Source organism: Streptomyces saintjeani (assembly GCF_055409605.1).
Genome location: NZ_CP189624.1, coordinates 1,275,454 through 1,292,793, shown reverse-complemented (window position 1 = coordinate 1,292,793; position 17,340 = coordinate 1,275,454). Strand labels below are relative to the sequence as shown.

The following is a 17,340-nucleotide window of genomic DNA, read 5'->3' as shown; positions in this document are numbered from 1 at the left end:
CGCCGAGCGATCCACCGGGAGACCCCCATGCCCACCGCCGCCACCCCCTCGAACCCGGGCCCGCACCCGGCCCCGCACGCGCCGGCGCTGACGCTGCCCGACAACGCCTGCGACGCGCACTGCCACGTCTTCGGGCCCACCGGCCGCTACCCCTACGCCCCCGACCGGACCTTCACCCCACCCGAGGCCCCCCTCGCCGACCTGCGGAAACTGCACGCGCTCCTGGGCATCCGGCGTGCCGTGATCGTCCAGTCGGCCGCGCACGGCGCCGACCACGCGGCGCTGGTGGCGGCCCTGGCGGAAGGCGGGGGCCGCTACCGGGGCGTCGCGCTGATCCGCCCGGACACACCTCCCCGCGAGGTCGCCCGGCTGCACGAGGCCGGCGTACGCGGCGCACGCCTCCACTTCCTCCCGCACCTGGGGCCGCCCCCCACCGCCGAGACGATCGCGGCGGTCACCGGCCTCGTCCGCCCGTACGGCTGGCACCTCGCGCTGCACGTCACCGGCGACGTCCTCGCCGACCACGAGGACCTCATCCGCTCGCTCCCCCTGCCCCTGGTCATCGACCACATGGGACGGGCCGACCTGCGCCAGGGCCTCGGCTCGCCCGCCGTGACAGCCCTGCGCCGCCTCCTGGACACCGGCAGGACCTGGGTCAAACTCAGCGGCGCCGACCGCCTCGCCACCGCTCCGCCCGCCATGACCGACTCCGCCGCACTCGCCGCGCTCCTCACCCGCGCCGCCCCCGAACGCGTCGTCTGGGGCACCGACTACCCCCACCCCAACACCCACGGCTTCGTCCCCGACGACGGCGACCTCACCGACCTCCTCACCGACATCGCCCCCGACGAGGCGGCCCGCCACCGCCTGCTCGTCGACAACCCGACGGAGTGCTTCGACTTTCCCGGCTGAGGCGGGGGAGGCGGCTGACGCGGGGAAGCAGGGGAGGCGGGGAGGCGGCTGAGGCGGTGGAGGGCACCGCGCCGGCGTGGAGAGCTGTCCGCAAGGGCGATGCCCTCGCAGAGACCCGCCCCGTTCACCGGCCGGTTCCCGCACCCCGCCGCGCATTGATTTACCTGGTCAGAGAGGGGTGCCGATCAATTCGGCGCCGGTGACAGTGGTGATCGCCCGGCCCGTTCCACAAGAAGCGGACGGGTGAGCCCCCCGGCGGTGTCTCCCCCAGCGCCGCCGGGGGCTCCTCACACCACGCACACCTCTTCCCCAGGAGCTGTATTCATGGACCGCGCACAGAGCGCAACCAAGTCCCGCAAGCGTCTCGGCCGGGCCGCCGCCGCGATCGGCGCGCTCGCCTTCGGCGCCTCCCTGCTCGCCGCCCCGCAGGCCATGGCCGAGGACACGCCCAGCACCCGGCAGCTGCTGGACGCGTGCAGCTGGGCCGACCTCTGCGAGTTCCACCCGCAGAGCTACTGGACGTACGCGGGCCCCGCCCACCAGGTCGGCAGCACCGCCTTCAACTGCGGCAGCCAGACCAACCAGCACCGCATCGACTGGTCCGACACCACCGGCACCACCAACTCGGTCGGCGTCTCGGTCAGCGCCGGCGTGAAGTTCTTCGAGGTCTTCGAGTCCGAGATCTCCGCCAGCTACGGCCACACCTGGCAGGCGTCGCACACCGACAGCCAGGGCGAGACCGTCAACATCCCGCCGGGCCACAAGGGCTGGATCGAGCGCGGCACCCCCAAGCAGCAGGCCACCGGCTGGTACGAGATCCACTTCGGTACCCGCTACTACGGCCACTACATCTGGTACGTCCACGACTACCAGTCGTCCGGCTACTACGGCGGCGACGCCCGGCTGGGCTACGTCAACCAGAAGGAAACCTCGATGAGCTGGGCCGAGCACAACCAGCACTGCCGCTGACCCGGCCCCTGATCCGGTACGCGGCTCCGCGCGCGGTGGGAGGCGCGCGGAGCCGCGTGCCTCCCACCTCCCCGACCCCTCCGACCGAACAGAAGTGGCCCGACCGATGACCCGACACCCCCTGCGCACGGCCGCCCTCGCCCTCGGCTCGCTCCTGCTCCTCACCGGCTGCGGCGGCACGGCGACGGACGGCACGACGGCCTCGTCGGCCGACCAGCAGGGCCCCCTGGTGATCGGCAGCGACAACTCGACGGAGAGCCGGATCGTGGCCGCGCTCTACGAACAGCTCCTGACCGCCGCCGGGGAGCGGGTGACCACGGCACTCACCCCCTTCACCGGCCCCGCCGACAGCGCACGGGCCGTCGTGAAGGGCGAGATCGGGCTCACCCCCGCCTACGAGACCGCCCTGCTGCGGGCCATGCCCGGCGGCGGCACCCGCCCCGGCGACATGGCGTCGACGCTCAGCATGGCCCTGCCGCCCGGCATCGTCGCGCTGCGCCCGGCCCGCGCCGAGCGCGGCGTGGTCCTGGCCGTCACCAGGGCACTGGCCGGCCACCACACCCTGCGCGGCCTGCCCGACCTGCGCCGCGCGGGCACCCGCCTCACCCTGGGCGGCCCGGCGACCGGCGACCCGGACGCCCCCACGCCCGCCGCCCTGACGAAGGCGTACGGCGTCACCTTCACCGCGGCGCCGAAAGGCGGCACCCCCGACGTCCTGGTCCTGCGCGGCACGGACCCCGTGATCGCCCGCCGCGACCTGGTGGTGCTGGCCGACCCCGCAGCCGTCGTCCCGCCCGAGCACGTCGTCCCGCTCGCCGACGCCGCGGGCACGGACCGGACCGCCCGGGACACGCTCGCCCGGCTCGGCACCCGGCTGACCACCCCCGAACTGGCCGCGCTCACGGCCCGCGTCGAGGCGGGCCAGGCACCCGCCGAGGCGGCCGGGGCGTGGCTGCGGTCCCACGGGCTCACCAGCTGAGCCCCACCCCTTCGACACCAGCAGAAAGCGACCCCTCCATGCGTACCCTCCTCAACAAGGTCACCGTGCCGGCGCTCGCGCTGGGCGCCCTGTGCGTCGGCCTGGCCCTGCCCACCACCGCCAGCGCCGACCAGGTCGACAGCGTGCAGCTCCAGGTCTGCAACAACAACCCGCGCCCGATGCGGTTCTTCGTCGTCGGCTACAACCAGTTCCACGACTGGACCGGCTCCCGCTTCTGGGACGTCCCGGCGAACAACTGCACCACGGCCTGGGACTACTGGTGGCAGACGGACCGCTCGGTCGAGTTCCACTACGAGCGCTCCAACATCGGCTGGCACACGAAGTTCGTGTACGTCCCCCGCCAGTCCGACGGCGGCACCACGACGTACTCGATCAACTGACGGCCGGGGCGCTTTTACCGGCGGTTCGCCTCGACGTCATCCACCCGACATGTCCGCCCCGCACCGTCTGCGGGGAGGTCACACGCATCAGGGCCGCTACCCGGGCAAGAGCCTCTTTCCCGTACAGCTCTGACGTAGGCAGGACATGTGGCAGGCCGTCCCGAACTCCCCGTGGACCCCGAGGCCGGTCCCGTCCAGCGGCTCGCCCACGCACTGCGTGAACTGCGGCGAGCGGCGGGCGGACCGGCCTACCGGGCCATGGCGCAGCGGGCCGGCTTCGCCGCGACGACCCTCTCCCAGGCGGCCTCCGGCGAACGCCTCCCCTCCTGGCCGGTCGTCGAGGGCTACGCCCGCGCCTGCGGAGGCGACCCCGCACTCCTGGAACCCCTGTGGAAGACCGCGCGGGAACAGAGCCACGCCGCACGCGAACCCGACGGGGACGCGCCCGCCCCGTACCGGGGGCTGACCCGCTACGAGACCGACGACCGGCACCTCTTCTTCGGCCGGGAGCGGGCCACCGCCGAACTCAAACGGCTCGTGTGCGAACAGCGCCTCGCCGTCCTGTTCGGCGCCTCCGGCAGCGGCAAGTCCTCCCTGCTGCGCGCCGGCCTCATCCCCCACCTGCGCGACGAGGCAGCCACGCACGGCAGACCCGCCGTCCTGCGGGTCCTCACACCGGGACCCCGGCCGGCCACCACCTACGCCCACCTCCTCACCCCCGCCGACGGCGAACCGGACAGCTGGGTCGTCGTCGACCAGTTCGAGGAGGTCTTCACCCTCTGCCGGGACACCGCCGAACGCACCCGGTTCATCGACCTGCTGCTGACCGCCCGGGACCCGGACAGCCGGCTGCGCGTCCTGCTCGCCGTACGCGCCGACTTCTACGCCCGCTGCGGCGAACACCGGCGCCTGGCCGACGAGCTGCGCGGCGCCGGGCTGATGCTCGGGCCGCTGACCGCCGACGAACTGCGCGAGGTGATCGTCCGGCCCGCGCAGCAGGCCGGACTGCTCGTGGAACGCGAGCTCACCGCACGCCTCGTCGAGGAGGCCAGCGGCCGGCCCGAAGCGCTGCCCATGCTCTCCCACGCCCTCCTGGAGACCTGGCGGCGCTGCCGGGGCCGGGCCCTGACCCTCGCCGCCTACGAGGCGGCCGGCGGGGTGCACGGCGCCGTCGCCGCGACCGCCGAGAACCTGTACCGGCAGCTCACCCCGGCCCAGGCCCGCATCGCCCGGCACCTGCTGCTGCGCATGGTGGAGCCCGGCCTCGGCACCCCCGACACCCGCCGCCCGCTGCCCTGCGCCGAACTCGCCGAGCACACCAACCCGGACCTCCCGCTCGTCCTGGACCGGCTCACCGGCGCCCGCCTGCTCACCGCCGACCAGGACGGCGTCCAGCTCGCCCACGAGGCCCTCATCACCCGCTGGCCCCGCCTGTCCGGCTGGGTCGAGGAGGACCGCGAACGGCTGCGCCACCGCTCCCGGCTCGCCGAGGTCGCCCGCGCCTGGCACGACCACGGCCGCGACCCCGGCGCCCTCTACCGGGGCGCCGCCCTGGCCCGCGCCGAGGAACTCTTCCCCGACCACGACCTGCTGACCCGCACCGAACACGACTTCCTCACGGCGGCCCTCGACACCCGCGACGCCGAGCAGCGGGCCGCCACCCGCGCCACCCGCCGCCACCGCGGGCTCCTCACGGCCCTGTCCGCCGTCCTCGCCACCGCCCTCGCCGTCACGGCCGTCGCCTGGGCCCAGCACCGCTACGACGAGCGGCAGCGCACCGCCATCGCCGCCCGCCGCGTGGCCGACGTCGCCGACGCGCTGCGCACCACCGATCCGCGCACCGCGCTCCTGCTGGGCGTCGCCGCCTGGCGCGTCTCCCACCTGCCCGAGAGCCGCCGCGCCCTGCTCGGCTCGCTCACCCAGCCCGAGGACGACGCCTTCACCGACCCCACCCCCGGCACCATCCCCCACCGCTTCCTCCTCGACTCCGGCCGCACCCTGCTCAGCGTCGCCGACGGCCACTGGACCGCCTGGGACGTCGCCACCCACACCAGGAGACGCGACGGCGCGCTGCCCACCGGCGAGGCACGCGACGCCGGCAGCGACGGCCGCGTCATCGCCCTCTCCCGCCCCGAGGGCGTCCGGCTGTGGGACACCCGCACCAGCCGCTGGACAGGCGCCCCGAAACCCATGCCGAACTGGACGGACGTACGGCTCGGCCGCGCCGACGCGCTGGTCGGGGACACCGAGGACGGCAGAGTCCGGCTGCGCTCCGCCGCCGACGGACGCGTCCTGCTCCAGATCCCCTCACCCGGCCCCGCCGACCCGGTCCTCGGCGCCGACGACCGCATGGCAGCGGTCTGCCCGGCCCACGGCACCCCCCAGGTCTGGGACACCGCCACCCGCCGCAGACTCCCCGGCGCCTGGGAGCACACCGCCGGCCTGTGCGACCCCGCCCCCGAGGGCGACACGCCCATCACCCTGAGCCTGGACCACGGCCGCCTGCTCGCCCTGACCGCCACCGCCGTCCACGTCTGGGACATCCGCACCGGCCGCGCCCTCGCCACCGTGACCGACGACGGCGTCTCGTCCGCCTCCCTCAGCGCCGACGGCGCCTTCCTCGCCACCACCGACTCCGGCGAACTGCGCGTATGGCGGCTGTCCGACCCCGACGCCCCGGTGCTGCGGCACGGCCTCGACAACCAGCACCCCTACGACGGCCCCGCCTGGGACCCCGCCCGCCCCGCCCTGCGCTACCTGGAGGGCGGCACCGTCCACACCCTGGACGTCACGGCCGCCGCCACCCCCGCCTGGCGCGCCCACCCGCTCGACCAGGTCCTGCTGAGCCCCGACGGCACCACCGTCGCCACCGCCGAACACACCGGCGCCCACTACACCTTCCGCCTCGCCTCCACCCGGGGCGGCGCCGCCCGCACCCTCCCCGCCCCGCCGCTGCCGGCCTCCGCCGACCCCACCGCCACCGTCCCCCTGATGGCGTTCGACGCGCACGGCACGGCCTTCGGCTACGGGATCGCCGCACACGGCCTGGACACCACCGGCCAGCGCCTGACGGTCTGGGACACCCGGCAGGGCCGCGTCCGCCGCACGCTCGACCTCGCGCCCACCCCCGCCGAGCCCGTCGTCACCCTCGCCCTGGGCCCCGCAGGCCGCACCGTCCACGCCGTACGCATCGAGTCGTCCGGCGACCTCCAGGCCGAGACCTGGGACACGGCGACCGGCCGCCGCACCCGCGTCCTGCCCGGCCTCCCCGGCCCCGCCCTGGCCGTCAGCCCCGACGGCGGGCTCCTCGTCGGCGACAACCAGGTGACCGTCCTGCCGGCCGACCCCCCGACCGAACGCGACCTCGTCCTCGGCGAGGAGGTCACCGCCCTCGCCTTCGGCACCGACGGCACCCGGCTCGCCGCGGGCGCCGGCACCGGCCGCGTCGCCCTGTGGGACGGGCGGCTGTGGCAGCGCGCGGGCATCCTGCGCAACGCCTTCCCGCCCTCGCTCGACAGCACCCCGGAATCCGTCAGCGCGCTCGCCCTCAGCCCCGACGGCGACACCCTCGCCGTCGGCGGCAGCGCGGGCACCCTCCAACTGTGGGACACCCGCACCCAGCAGCCCCTGGGCGCCCCCCTCACCACCCCCGGCGAGGCGGTCCAGACCCTCTCCTTCAGCGGCGACGGCACCACCCTGTACGCGGGCAGCGCACACGTCCCCCTCCAGCGCTACACCGTCGACCCGCGAACGGCCGTCCGCACGGTCTGCGCACGAGCAGGCGGAGCGGACCTGACACCGGAGCGCTGGCACACGTACATCCCCGACGCCCCCTACCGCCGGCTGTGCGGCTGACGACGCGCAGAGGCGGGTGCCCGAGGTACCGGACACCCGCCCCCTGCCGTGCCGTGCGGCTTACGGCGTGACCTTCCCGACGATCAGGTCACCCGTGCCCACGGTCGTGCCACGGGTGTTCACCAGCCGTACCGTGCCGACGAGTTCACGGCCCCCGGCCGCCGCAGCCGCCACCGTGACGGTCGCCGGCACCTTCACCGAGCCGCCCGTGCCGAGCCGCACCGGCGTCGAGGAGTCGACGGCGACCTCGCCGAGCACGGGGGAGAAGAACACGTCGTGGTAGTCGTACGCGGTCGAGCCGGACGGGACGCGGAAGGCGTGGACCTCGACGGTGTACGTGCCGGCCGCCGGGTTCGCCAGGGAGACGGACTCGTCGGCGGTGGGGCCCCCGGACTGGCCGACGACCTTGCCCCGCGCGTCGAGGACCGTCAGGTCGAGGTCGGCCGCCGGGTCGGCGGCGCCCCCGATGGTGACGTCCAGCGACGTGGCGCCCTCGGGTACCTCGACCGTGCCGCGCTGGGTGGCGTCGTTCGCGACGACCGGCCGCGCGGTCCTCGACGAGCCGAGCGTGCCGCTCTCCAGGCGGCCGTCGACCGCCGCCATCCGGTTGGTCAGCGTCCAGGAGGTGCCGACTGGCTTACCGAGCGCGGCCTGCGGCACGGTCAGCGGCGAGGGGTCGAAGGAGGCGGCGAACGCGGACACGGTCAGCGTGTAGGGGTTGTCCAGTGCGGCCGACAGGCGCCCCGCGGCGACCGCGATCTCCCAGACACCGGGCATCGGATCGGTGAGGGCGGAGAAGTCCGGGTGCGCGGCGTCGCCCGCGACGGCCAGGCCGGACGGGTCGAAGGCCGTGAAGGACGTCTTGTTGCCCTCCTTCAGCCCGCTGAGCGCGATCTCCAGCGCCTTCGTGCCCGGCGCGACGGTCACGAAGTGCGAGACGAACGCGGTGCGCCGCACCGAGCCCGAGGCGGTGAAGACGTGGTGGAGCGGCGTGGAGACCACGACCGTGTTGAGGATCTGCTTGTCGACGCCCGGCGTGCGGGGGTTGTCGGCCACCAGGAGCACGCTCTTGATGCCCGCGCTCTTCGGCGCGGCCCGGAGCTTCACGGTGACCGGCTCGTCCAGCGGCAGGTCGACCCGTCGCGGTCCGGCGATCGAGAAGGTGCGGTCCTTGTTGTCGACCAGGCGCAGGACGTGGGGGAGCGAGCCGGACGGCCCGGACGTGCGGGTGATCGTCACGTCGTACGTCTTCCGCTGCCCGGCCCTCAGGCCGCCCTCACGGTCGTGGACGCCCCGGCCGAAGCCCGGCGTCTTCAGCTTCCCGGCGAGCACGGTGTCGACCGGGGCCTTCACCGTGTAGTCGTGGGCGGTGGCACCCGCCTCGATCGCCTTCCACGCGGCGGGCACGTCGACGAGGCCGGCCCCCTCCTCGTACGCCTGGGCTCCCGCGATGTGCCGGGTGGTCGAGGTCAGCGCCGTGCGCAGCTTCCCGGCCGTCATCGCGATGCCCTTCTCCTTCGCGGCGCTCAGCAGCAGCGCGCTCGCGCCCGCCGCCTGCGGGGACGACATCGAGGTGCCGTTGTACATCGCGTAGCCGGGCGGCAGCTTCCACCCCGACTCGGCGATGGACGAGCCGGGCATCCAGGCCGGGATCGTGCTGACCGCCGAGCCGGGAGCCACGAGGGCCGGCGAGAGGCCGCCGTCCTCGGCGGGGCCGCGCCCGGAGAAGGTGAACACCTGGGAGGGACGGGCCACGGCGGCGCCGTAGTTGGCGGCGTAGGTCGCGCGGGAGACGCTCGCGCCCACGGTGATGACCCCGTCGCCGGAGCCGAGGTCCCCGGTGGTGTTGGCGCCGGGGCCGGTGTTGGCGGAGGGGACGACGATCGGGATGTGGTACTGGGCGGCCAGGCGGTCGTACAGCGTGGAGAAGACGTCGTTGCCGTCGTTGAGCGCCGCCGCGCCGTTGACGGTCATCTCGACCATGTCGACGCCACGGTTGACGACGAGGTCGATCATGCCCTCGGTGATGGCCGTGTTGGTGCAGGAGGTCGCGAAGGCGCAGCCCCGCGACGAGACGATCTTCGCGCCGGGGGCGGCGCCGCTCATCCGGCCGCCGAACAGGCCGTTGCCGGCCATGACACCGGCCGTGTGGGTGCCGTGCGCGCCGGAGACGAGACCGATGCTGACGAAGTCGGACTTCTTGCCGACCCAGTCCCCGCCCATCGGGTCCATCGGCACGTCCTTGCGGATCTGCACGACGAACGGCTGGCGCTCGACGATCGGCGTGGCCGGGTCGTCGGTGCCGAAGTGGCCTATCTGGAAGCCGTCCTTGTACGGCTTCATCGGCGTGTCGTCGGTGAAGTCGCCGTTGCCGTCGACGTCGACGGTGACCGTCCCGGCGGCCGGGTCGTACAGGACCCCGAACACGTCGGTCGTGTCGCCGTCGCGGTTGACGTCGCCGTCGGAGTGGCCCGGCTGGTCCGTGACCTTGCCCTGCGCGGTGGCGGACTCGTGGAAGACGCCGATCCGGTAGGAGCCCGCCGGGGCCTTCCAGGTCTTCCCGCCGTAGTCGAACGTCGGCCCGGTGACCGGGGCGGTCATCGGCAGCCAGGTGCCGTCGCCGTCGATGACCGGGTCCGTGGCGGTCACCCAGTCGACGATCTTGCGCTCACCGGTCGTCGTCTTCTGGAGCGCGGGGGTGTCGAGGTCGACGCCCGTGTCGAGGAGGCCGATGGTCACGCCCCGGCCGTCCGCCTCCGGGTGCTGGTGCACGAAGTCGACGGCGCCCGTCTCGAAGACCGGGAGGTACGGGTTCTTCGCCGGAGTGTCCTTGCCCGGACCGGGATAAGCGGTCGCGGAGGCGCGGGAGGTGCCGTCGTGCTCGGTGGCCGGCGCCTCCGGGGAGATCGTGTCCCGGAGGTCGATGGCCTGGACGGAGGCGAGCTTCTCGGCGGCGGCGACGGCCGCCCGCGCCTCGCCGGTCGGGACGGTCGCGCGGACGTACCCGAGCCGGTCGTAGGTGCGGCCGACGGAACCGCCCTCGACCGCGTCCAGCTCCTTCGCGACCCGCTCGGTCTGTCCCGGAGCGGTGGCGATCATCAGGGTGACGTTCTTCGTACGGTGCGCCTCGGCCTGCGCGAGGAGGCGGGCGTCGTGCGAACCGAGCTTGTCGGGGGCGGACTTGGTGGTGGGGGCGGGTGCGGCGAAGGCCGTGGGCAGGGGGCCGGTCGCGGCGAAGGCGGTGACCAGGCTCGCGGCCACGGCGATACGGGCAGCGCGTTTCGCGCCCGTTATCGGGGCCGGGTGGGGGGTGGGCATGATCGGCAGTGTGGCACAACCGACCCATGGTTGTTGAGAGTTCACGTTCCTCTATCGGGAACCAGCCGTCCTCCAGGGAAACTTCGTGAAGAAGCGGTGAATCTCTCCAGACTTCAAGCTGCTCACTCTTCTCGCGGCAGCCGCGGGAGGAACAGGATCCAGATCGACAGAACGATCATCATGCGCACGCGCCTGACCACGCGTGCGCAGCGGGAAGGCATCGACTTGTCCCAGCATCCCCCCACCCGCCGTCGCCCCGGTGGCAGAACGGCTTCCCTGCTCGCCCCGGCGCTCGCCGGGACCCTGATCCTCATCTCCGGCCCCGCCGTCCAGGCCGCGCCGGCGGACGCCGCCCGGCCGGCGTATCCCGCCGGTACATACCTCGTCCAGCTCGCCGAGCGGCCCGTGGCCACGTACTCCAGGACCGCGCCCGCCCAGGGCGAGCGGCTGGACACGCGGTCGCGGGCGGCACGCGACTACCTCGGCCACCTGAACCGGGAACGCGACAAGGTGCTGGACGAGGTGCGAGGCGTCGAGCCGCTGTACACGTACCAGTACGTGCTGAACGGGTTCGCCGCCGAGCTGACGGCGCACCAGGCATCCGAACTGGCCCGCACACCCGGCGTGTTGTCGCTGACGCGCAACGAGATACGCAAGGCGGCCGACGGCGACACGGCGGCCACGGCCCGCTCCGCCTCCGGCACGCACTCCGCGACCACGACCACGGAGCGCGCCCGCACCCGCACCGCCACCCTCCCCGTCCCCGACACCGCGCGCTTCCTGGGCCTGAAGGACCCCGCCGGCCTGTACGCGAAGACCCCGGGCGGCCAGCGCAACGCGGGCGAGGGCGTGATCATCGGCGTCCTCGACTCCGGGATCGACACCGAGAACCCGTCGCTCCACGCCCTCTCCGAACCCCGCCCCGACGCCGCGATCATCGCCAAGAAGTGGAAGGGCGCCTGCGACCGGGGCGCCGACACCGAGCACCAGGTCACCTGCAACAACAAGGTGATCGGCGCCCGGTACTTCAAGGAGGGCGTCCCGAACCCGACGCCGGCCGACTGGGCGTCCCCGAGGGACTCCGACTCGCACGGCACGCACACCGCGACCACCGCCGCCGGCGACATGGACGTGCCCGCGCACGTGCCCGACACCGCCATCTCGGGCCGGATCTCCGGAATCGCCCCGGCCGCGCGGATCGCGGTGTACAAGGTCTGCTGGAGCATCGGCTGCACGACCGTCGACACCGTCGCGGCCTTCGACAAGGCCGTGTCCGACGGGGTGGACGTCATCAACTACTCCATCGGCAGCAACGCCCTGGCCGCCACCCCGGAGTACACGGCGATGTACAACGCCGCCAAGGCGGGCGTCTTCGTCGCCGCCTCCGCGTCCAACTCGGGGCCGGGCACCGTCCGCAACTTCGTCCCCTGGGTGACCACGGTGGCCGCGTCCACCCACGACACCGGCTACCGCACGACCGTCACCCTCGGCGACGGAAAGGCGTACGACGGGGTCGGCGTCAGCGACCGCGCCGTACCGTCCGCGCCGCTGGTCGACGCGGTGAAGGCCGCCAAGAGCGGCGCCGACGCCTCCCAGGCCGAGCTGTGCCAGCCGGGCACTCTCGACCCGGCCAAGGTCAAGGGCGCGATCGTGCTGTGCAGGCGCGGTCAGTCCGTCAACACGGACACCAGCGTCGAGGTCGAGTCGGCGGGCGGCGTCGGCATGGTCCTCTACAACGCGCAGGCGGTCCAGGACAGCCTGGCCTACACCTACCCCTTCCCGCGCGTGCACCTCGACAGCACCGCAGGAGCAGCGGTCAAGACCTACGCCGACGGCCCCGGTGCCACCGCCAGCCTCAGCGCGGCACGGGCCGTAGAGCAGCGCGCCCCGCAGATCACCGCGTTCTCGTCCGGCGGCCCCAACCCCGTCACCGGCGACCTGCTCAAGCCCGACCTCGCGGCCCCCGGCATGGACATCGTCGCCGGCACCGTCCCGGGCGGCGACGACGGACGCTTCAAGGGCGCACAGGGCCTGATGTCCGGCACCTCGATGTCCACCCCGCACGTCGCCGGCCTCGCCCTGCTGCTGCGCTCACGGCACCCCGACTGGTCCCCCATGGAGATCAGGTCGGCGCTGATGACCACGGCGACCACCACGGACAGCGCGGGCGAGCCGATCCGGCGCACCGGCGCCGACACCCCGGCCACGCCCCTCGACTACGGCGCCGGACAGGCCGTACCGAACCGCGCCGACGACCCGGGCCTGGTCTACGACTCCACCTCGGCCGACTGGACGGCGTACACCTGCGCCGTGACGGGCAGCCCGGTGCTCCCGGGCGACTCCTGCGCCACCGCGCGCAAGATCGACCCCAGCGACCTCAACTACCCGACGATCTCGGTCGGTTCCCTCGCCGGGAAGCAGACCGTCACCCGCACCGTCACCAACGTCGGCGCCGCGACCGGCGTCTACACCGCCGAGCTGCGCGCGCCGCACGGCTACCGGGCCGAGGTCTCGCCGAGGGAACTGGTCGTGAAGCCCGGCGCGTCGGCGACATACCGGGTCACCTTCACCCGCACCGACGCCGCCTACGGGGACTGGGCGTTCGGCTCGGTCACCTGGAGCGACCAGCACTACCACCGGGTCCGCAGCGCCGTCGCCCTGCGCGCCACACCGCTCGCGGCGGCGGACACCGCCACCGGCGAGGGCGCCACCGGCTCGGTCACCCTCACCCCGAAGCCCGGCTGGGACGGCACCCTCACCACCACGGTGAACGGCCTCTACGGGAGCACGGTCAAGACCGGCACGCTCACCGGCACCAACCCGGACTTCGCCCCCGGCCAGTCGCCGCTGCCGGCCGCCACCGTCAAGACCGAGGTCACCGTGCCCGAGGGCACCGAACTGGCCCGTGTCGCGATCCAGTCCGCCGACCACCTGGACGGCAGCGACCTGGACCTGTGGGTCCTCGACAAGAACGGGAACAACCTCGTCGACCTGGTCACCGGCAACGACGAACACGTCGACCTCACCGAACCGGGCACCTACGTGGTGTACCTCAACGAGTACGCCCTCCCGGCGGGCGCGACCGGCCAGCCGTACACCCTGCGCACCTGGCTGATCGGCAAGGACACCGAGCCCGACCACCTCGCCACGGCCGCTCCGGCCGAGCAGCGCGCGGCCCTGGGCACGCCCGCCGAGGTCGCCGTCTCCTGGCAGGACCTCCCGCCCGGCCGTACCTACCTCGGCCTGGTCGGCTACGGGAACGGCACCGCTCCCGTCGGCAGGACCCTGCTGACCGTCACCTCGTGAACGAGGTCCGGCCCCGCCGCACGGGCGGCGGGGCCGGACGCGGCGGGGGGCGTCAGCCGATCGTGGCCGGTGTGCTGAGGACCCGGTCGTGGCCGGCGCGGCGTACGGGGCCGGTGAGGTGGAGGGTTCCGGTGAGGCGGATGTCGGCGCTGGAGGCGCCGAGCATGACGGTGATCTCGCCGGGTTCCACGATGCGGTGCATGGTGGGGCCGGTGTAGGCGAGGCGGTCGGTGTGCAGCCGGAAGGTGACCCGGCGTTCCTGGCCGGGCGCGAGGCCGACGCGGGCGAAGCCGGTCAACTGGGTGACGGGCCGGGGGAGCTGGGCGACCGGGTCGGCGGTGTAGAGCTGGACCACCTCGGTCCCCGCGCGTTCGCCGGTGTTGCGGACGAGGCAGCTGATCTCGACCTCGCCGTCGGTCGGGATCTCGGCGGCGCCGAGGGTGAGATCCGTGTAGGCGAACTCCGTGTACGACAGCCCGTGCCCGAAGGGGTAGGAGGGTGTGGGGTCGAGGTTGCTGACGCCCCGGCTGTTGCCGCCGAGGGGCGCGTGCAGGTAGGTGCCGGGCTGGCCGCCCGCCGTACGCGGCACCTGGACGGGGAGCTTGCCCGACGGGGTGACGCGGCCGGAGAGGACGCCCGCGAGGGCGGGCCCGCCCTCCTCGCCGGGGAAGAACGCCTGCACGATCGCCGCCGCGCGGCCGGTGTACGCGCCGAGCGCGTAGGGCCGTCCGGAGACGACGAGGAGGACGACGGGCGTGCCGGTGGCCAGGAGCGCTTCGACGAGTTCGCCCTGGACGCCGGGGAGTGCGAGGTCCTCCACGTCGCAGCCCTCGCCGGACGTGCCCCGGCCGAAGAGCCCGGCGAGGTCGCCGACGACGGCGACGCAGACGTCCGCCCGCTCGGCCTGCTCGACGGCCGCCGCGATGCCGGAGCGGTCGGGGTCCTTGACCGGGCAGCCCTGTTCGTAGGCGATGCGGGTGGTGGGCAGTTCGCGGGCGAGGGCGTCCAGCAGGGTCGGCGTCTCGATGCCGTTGCCGTGGCCGGGGTGGTGGGGGAGGACGTGGTTGGGGAAGGAGTAGCAGCCGAAGAACGCGTTGGGGTCGTCGGCGCTCGGCCCGACCAGGGCGACGGACGCGGTGCCGGGGGCGAGGGGCAGCAGGCCCTCGTGGTTGTCGAGCAGGACGACGCTCCGCTCGGCGAGTTGCCGGGCGAGCGCGCGGTGCGCGGGCGGGTCGAGGTCGACCGGTTCACCGAGGCCGGTGTCCGGCGTGTACCCGGCGTCGAGGAGCCCGAGGTCGGCCTTCTGGCGCAGGACGCGTCGTACGGCGCGGTCGACGAGGTCCTCCGGGACGGCGCCGGAGCGGACGAGTTCGGCGAGGGGTTCGCCGTAGCACAGGGTGTCCGGGAGTTCGACGTCGATCCCGGCGGCCAGGGCGCGGGCGCCGGCCTCGCCGTCGGTGGCCGCGATGTGGTGCGTCGTGCGGAGGAACGCCACCGACCAGTAGTCGGAGACGACCGTTCCCTCGAACCCCCACTCCTCGCGCAGGAGCCCGGTCAGCAGCCCGGCGTCCGCGCCGGCGGGCATGCCGTCGACGTCGGCGTAGGAGTTCATCACCGAGCGGGCGCCGCCCTCGCGGATCGCGGTCTCGAACGGCGGCAGGATCACGTCGGCGAACTCGCGCGGGCCCATGGAGACGGGGGCGTGGTTGCGGGCGGCCTTGGACGCGGAGTACCCGGCGAAGTGCTTGAGGGTGGCGATGATCCCGGCGGACTCCAGGCCGCGGACGTAGGCGGTGCCGGTCGTCGCGACGAGGTACGGGTCCTCGCCGAGGGTCTCCTCCACGCGGCCCCAGCGGTAGTCGCGCACGACGTCCAGGACGGGGGAGAGGCCCTGGTGGACGCCGACGCTCCGCATGCTCGTGCCGATGGCGTGGGCCATGCGCTCGACGAGGGCGGGGTCGAAGGCGGCGGCCCAGGCGAGGGCGGCCGGGAAGACGGTGGCGTGGTAGGTGGTGAACCCGGTCAGGCACTCCTCGTGCGCGAGGGCGGGGATGCCGAGCCGGGTGCCCGTCATCAGCTCCCGCTGCGTGGCGGCGAGCCGGCGGGCGCCCTCGGCCGGTTCCACCGGCTTGGTGCCGAACGGGCGGGTGAGGTGGCCGAGGCCGTTCTTGCGGGCGTCGGAGAAGTCGGTGTGGCGGGCGAAGACGTCCTGCATCGGGGCGACATTGCCGCTGACGTGCTCGACGCCGGGCCAGGCACTGCCGAGCTGGGCGAGCTTCTCCTCCAGGGTCATCTCCGCGAGGAGGGCCTCGACCCTGTCGTCACGCGGGCAGGCCGGATCGGCCCAAGGAGTGGTCATGGTGCGTCCTTGAGGTGTGGCGGCGCGGGGCGCCGGCGAGTTCAGGAGCGGACGGGCGGCGGTGCCGTGGAGGCCCGCACGACGAGTTGGGTGGCCAGCTCCACGCGGTGGCTGTCGAGGGGTTCGCCGGCCGAGAGCCGCAGCAGGGCGCGCAGGGAGGCCCGCCCGATCTCGGCGAAGGGCTGGCGGACGGTGGTGAGGGGCGGCGCGGAGGTCGAGGCGGCGGCGGTGTCGTCGAAGCCGACGACGCTGACGTCCTGCGGCACGCGCAGGCCGTGGACGCGGGCGGCCTCGATGACGCCGAACGCTTCGAGGTCGTTGGCGGCGAAGACGGCCGTCGGCGGGTCGGCCAGGGCGAAGAGCTCCAGCGCCGCCTGGTGGGCGGGGGCGAAGCGGAAGTCGCCCTGCTTGATGAGGGCGGGGTCCGGGGTGAGGCCGGCGCCGGTGAGGGCGGCCTGGTAGCCGTGCAGGCGTGCGGTGTTGCACAGGGCGTCGTGCGTGCCCTCGATCATCGCGATGCGGCGGTGGCCGAGCCTCAGCAGGTGCTCGGTGGCGGCCATGCCGCCGCTGAAGTTGGTGGCGCCGATGCTCGGCACGCTGTCGTCGGGGACGTTCATCGGGTCGATCAGCACCAGCGGGATCTCCGCCTGCGTGAACTGGGCCCGCTGCCGCGCGGTCAGTTCGGACGTCACGAGGATGACGCCCTCCCGGCCCGCGTTGGTGATCCGCCGGGCCCACGCGGCGCCGAGCGGGTCGTCGGGGGCCGTACCGATCACGACCTCGACACCCGCCTGTGCCGCCGCCTCGGTGACCCCCTGGGTGATCACCAGGTTGTTGGGGTTGACCAGCCGGTCGAAGGTGAGGTCGACGATCCGGACGGGGGACTGCGCCCCGCCGGGCCCCCGGGCGACGTAGTCGTGCTCGACGAGGAGCCGCTCGACGCGCGCGCGGGTCTCCGGCGACACGTCGCTGCGGCCGTTGACCACCTTCGACACGGTGGCCACCGACACCCCGGCCGCTTCGGCGACGCCGGTCAGCGTGGTTCGGCTCCGCTCGACGGCTCTCTTCGCCATGCTGGTCCTTTCGAAGACTTACGGGGACGTTAGCGCAAGCTTTCGGTCAGGTCCAGGGATGGTCTCCGCATGAATATTTACGACGCCGACACCTTGACCCGACGAAAACACCCCCCCTAATTTATCGGCGATGCACCACAGGGGTTTCGAAAATTTTCGAGCCGGTCT

The 17,340-nt window shown here is 73.9% G+C and carries 9 protein-coding genes; 6 read left to right on the top strand and 3 right to left on the bottom strand.

The annotated features are described in order from the left end of the window. The first annotated feature begins 27 nt into the window (after window positions 1-27). The 5 genes from ACQCO7_RS05735 to ACQCO7_RS05715 all read left to right on the top strand — a co-directional run bounded on the left by ACQCO7_RS05735 (window position 28) and on the right by ACQCO7_RS05715 (window position 7,116). On the top strand, window positions 28-912 hold the full coding sequence (locus tag ACQCO7_RS05735; protein WP_464070793.1) for an amidohydrolase family protein: 885 nt from the start codon (window positions 28-30) through the stop codon (window positions 910-912). Window positions 913-1,236: 324 nt separating this feature from the next. Continuing rightward, window positions 1,237-1,881, top strand: coding sequence for a hypothetical protein (locus ACQCO7_RS05730; RefSeq protein ID WP_464070792.1), 645 nt, complete (start codon window positions 1,237-1,239; stop codon window positions 1,879-1,881). Window positions 1,882-1,987: 106 nt separating this feature from the next. After that, window positions 1,988-2,860 (top strand): glycine betaine ABC transporter substrate-binding protein, encoded by an 873-nt coding sequence (locus tag ACQCO7_RS05725; RefSeq protein ID WP_464070791.1) that lies wholly within the window; start codon window positions 1,988-1,990, stop codon window positions 2,858-2,860. Between the two features lie 38 nt (window positions 2,861-2,898). Beyond that, window positions 2,899-3,261 carry a hypothetical protein gene (locus ACQCO7_RS05720; protein ID WP_464070790.1) on the top strand — a complete coding sequence of 121 codons (363 nt, stop codon included), beginning with the start codon at window positions 2,899-2,901 and terminating at the stop codon, window positions 3,259-3,261. Window positions 3,262-3,408: 147 nt separating this feature from the next. Next, window positions 3,409-7,116 (top strand): nSTAND1 domain-containing NTPase, encoded by a 3,708-nt coding sequence (locus tag ACQCO7_RS05715; RefSeq protein WP_464070789.1) that lies wholly within the window; start codon window positions 3,409-3,411, stop codon window positions 7,114-7,116. A gap of 60 nt (window positions 7,117-7,176) precedes the next feature. Here ACQCO7_RS05715 and ACQCO7_RS05710 read toward each other — a convergent pair whose 3' ends face one another. After that, the gene (locus ACQCO7_RS05710) at window positions 7,177-10,434 is read right to left on the bottom strand and encodes a S8 family serine peptidase (RefSeq protein WP_464070788.1); all 3,258 of its coding nucleotides are present in this window, start codon (window positions 10,432-10,434) and stop codon (window positions 7,177-7,179) included. 180 nt (window positions 10,435-10,614) lie between these two features. Between ACQCO7_RS05710 and ACQCO7_RS05705 the strand changes: the two genes are divergently transcribed. Further along, window positions 10,615-13,740, top strand: a complete 3,126-nt coding sequence (locus ACQCO7_RS05705) for a S8 family serine peptidase (protein WP_464070787.1) — start codon at window positions 10,615-10,617, stop codon at window positions 13,738-13,740. 52 nt (window positions 13,741-13,792) lie between these two features. On the opposite strand, the gene ACQCO7_RS05700 is transcribed toward ACQCO7_RS05705, so the two are convergent. Next, on the bottom strand, window positions 13,793-16,099 hold the full coding sequence (locus ACQCO7_RS05700) for a beta-xylosidase/alpha-l-arabinosidase (protein WP_464070786.1): 2,307 nt from the start codon (window positions 16,097-16,099) through the stop codon (window positions 13,793-13,795). 41 nt (window positions 16,100-16,140) lie between these two features. Further along, the gene (locus ACQCO7_RS05695) at window positions 16,141-17,172 is read right to left on the bottom strand and encodes a LacI family DNA-binding transcriptional regulator (RefSeq protein ID WP_464070785.1); all 1,032 of its coding nucleotides are present in this window, start codon (window positions 17,170-17,172) and stop codon (window positions 16,141-16,143) included. Window positions 17,173-17,340 lie beyond the last annotated feature (168 nt).

Excerpts from the sequence above, each read along its gene's own strand:
- ACQCO7_RS05735 (WP_464070793.1), top strand. The coding sequence starts at position 28 with ATGCCCACCGCCGCCACCCCCTCGAACCCGGGCCCGCACCCGGCCCCG.
- ACQCO7_RS05730 (WP_464070792.1), top strand. The coding sequence starts at position 1,237 with ATGGACCGCGCACAGAGCGCAACCAAGTCCCGCAAGCGTCTCGGCCGG.
- ACQCO7_RS05725 (WP_464070791.1), top strand. The coding sequence starts at position 1,988 with ATGACCCGACACCCCCTGCGCACGGCCGCCCTCGCCCTCGGCTCGCTC.
- ACQCO7_RS05720 (WP_464070790.1), top strand. The coding sequence starts at position 2,899 with ATGCGTACCCTCCTCAACAAGGTCACCGTGCCGGCGCTCGCGCTGGGC.
- ACQCO7_RS05710 (WP_464070788.1), bottom strand. The coding sequence starts at position 10,434 with ATGCCCACCCCCCACCCGGCCCCGATAACGGGCGCGAAACGCGCTGCC.
- ACQCO7_RS05705 (WP_464070787.1), top strand. The coding sequence starts at position 10,615 with ATGCGCACGCGCCTGACCACGCGTGCGCAGCGGGAAGGCATCGACTTG.
- ACQCO7_RS05700 (WP_464070786.1), bottom strand. The coding sequence starts at position 16,099 with ATGACCACTCCTTGGGCCGATCCGGCCTGCCCGCGTGACGACAGGGTC.
- ACQCO7_RS05695 (WP_464070785.1), bottom strand. The coding sequence starts at position 17,172 with ATGGCGAAGAGAGCCGTCGAGCGGAGCCGAACCACGCTGACCGGCGTC.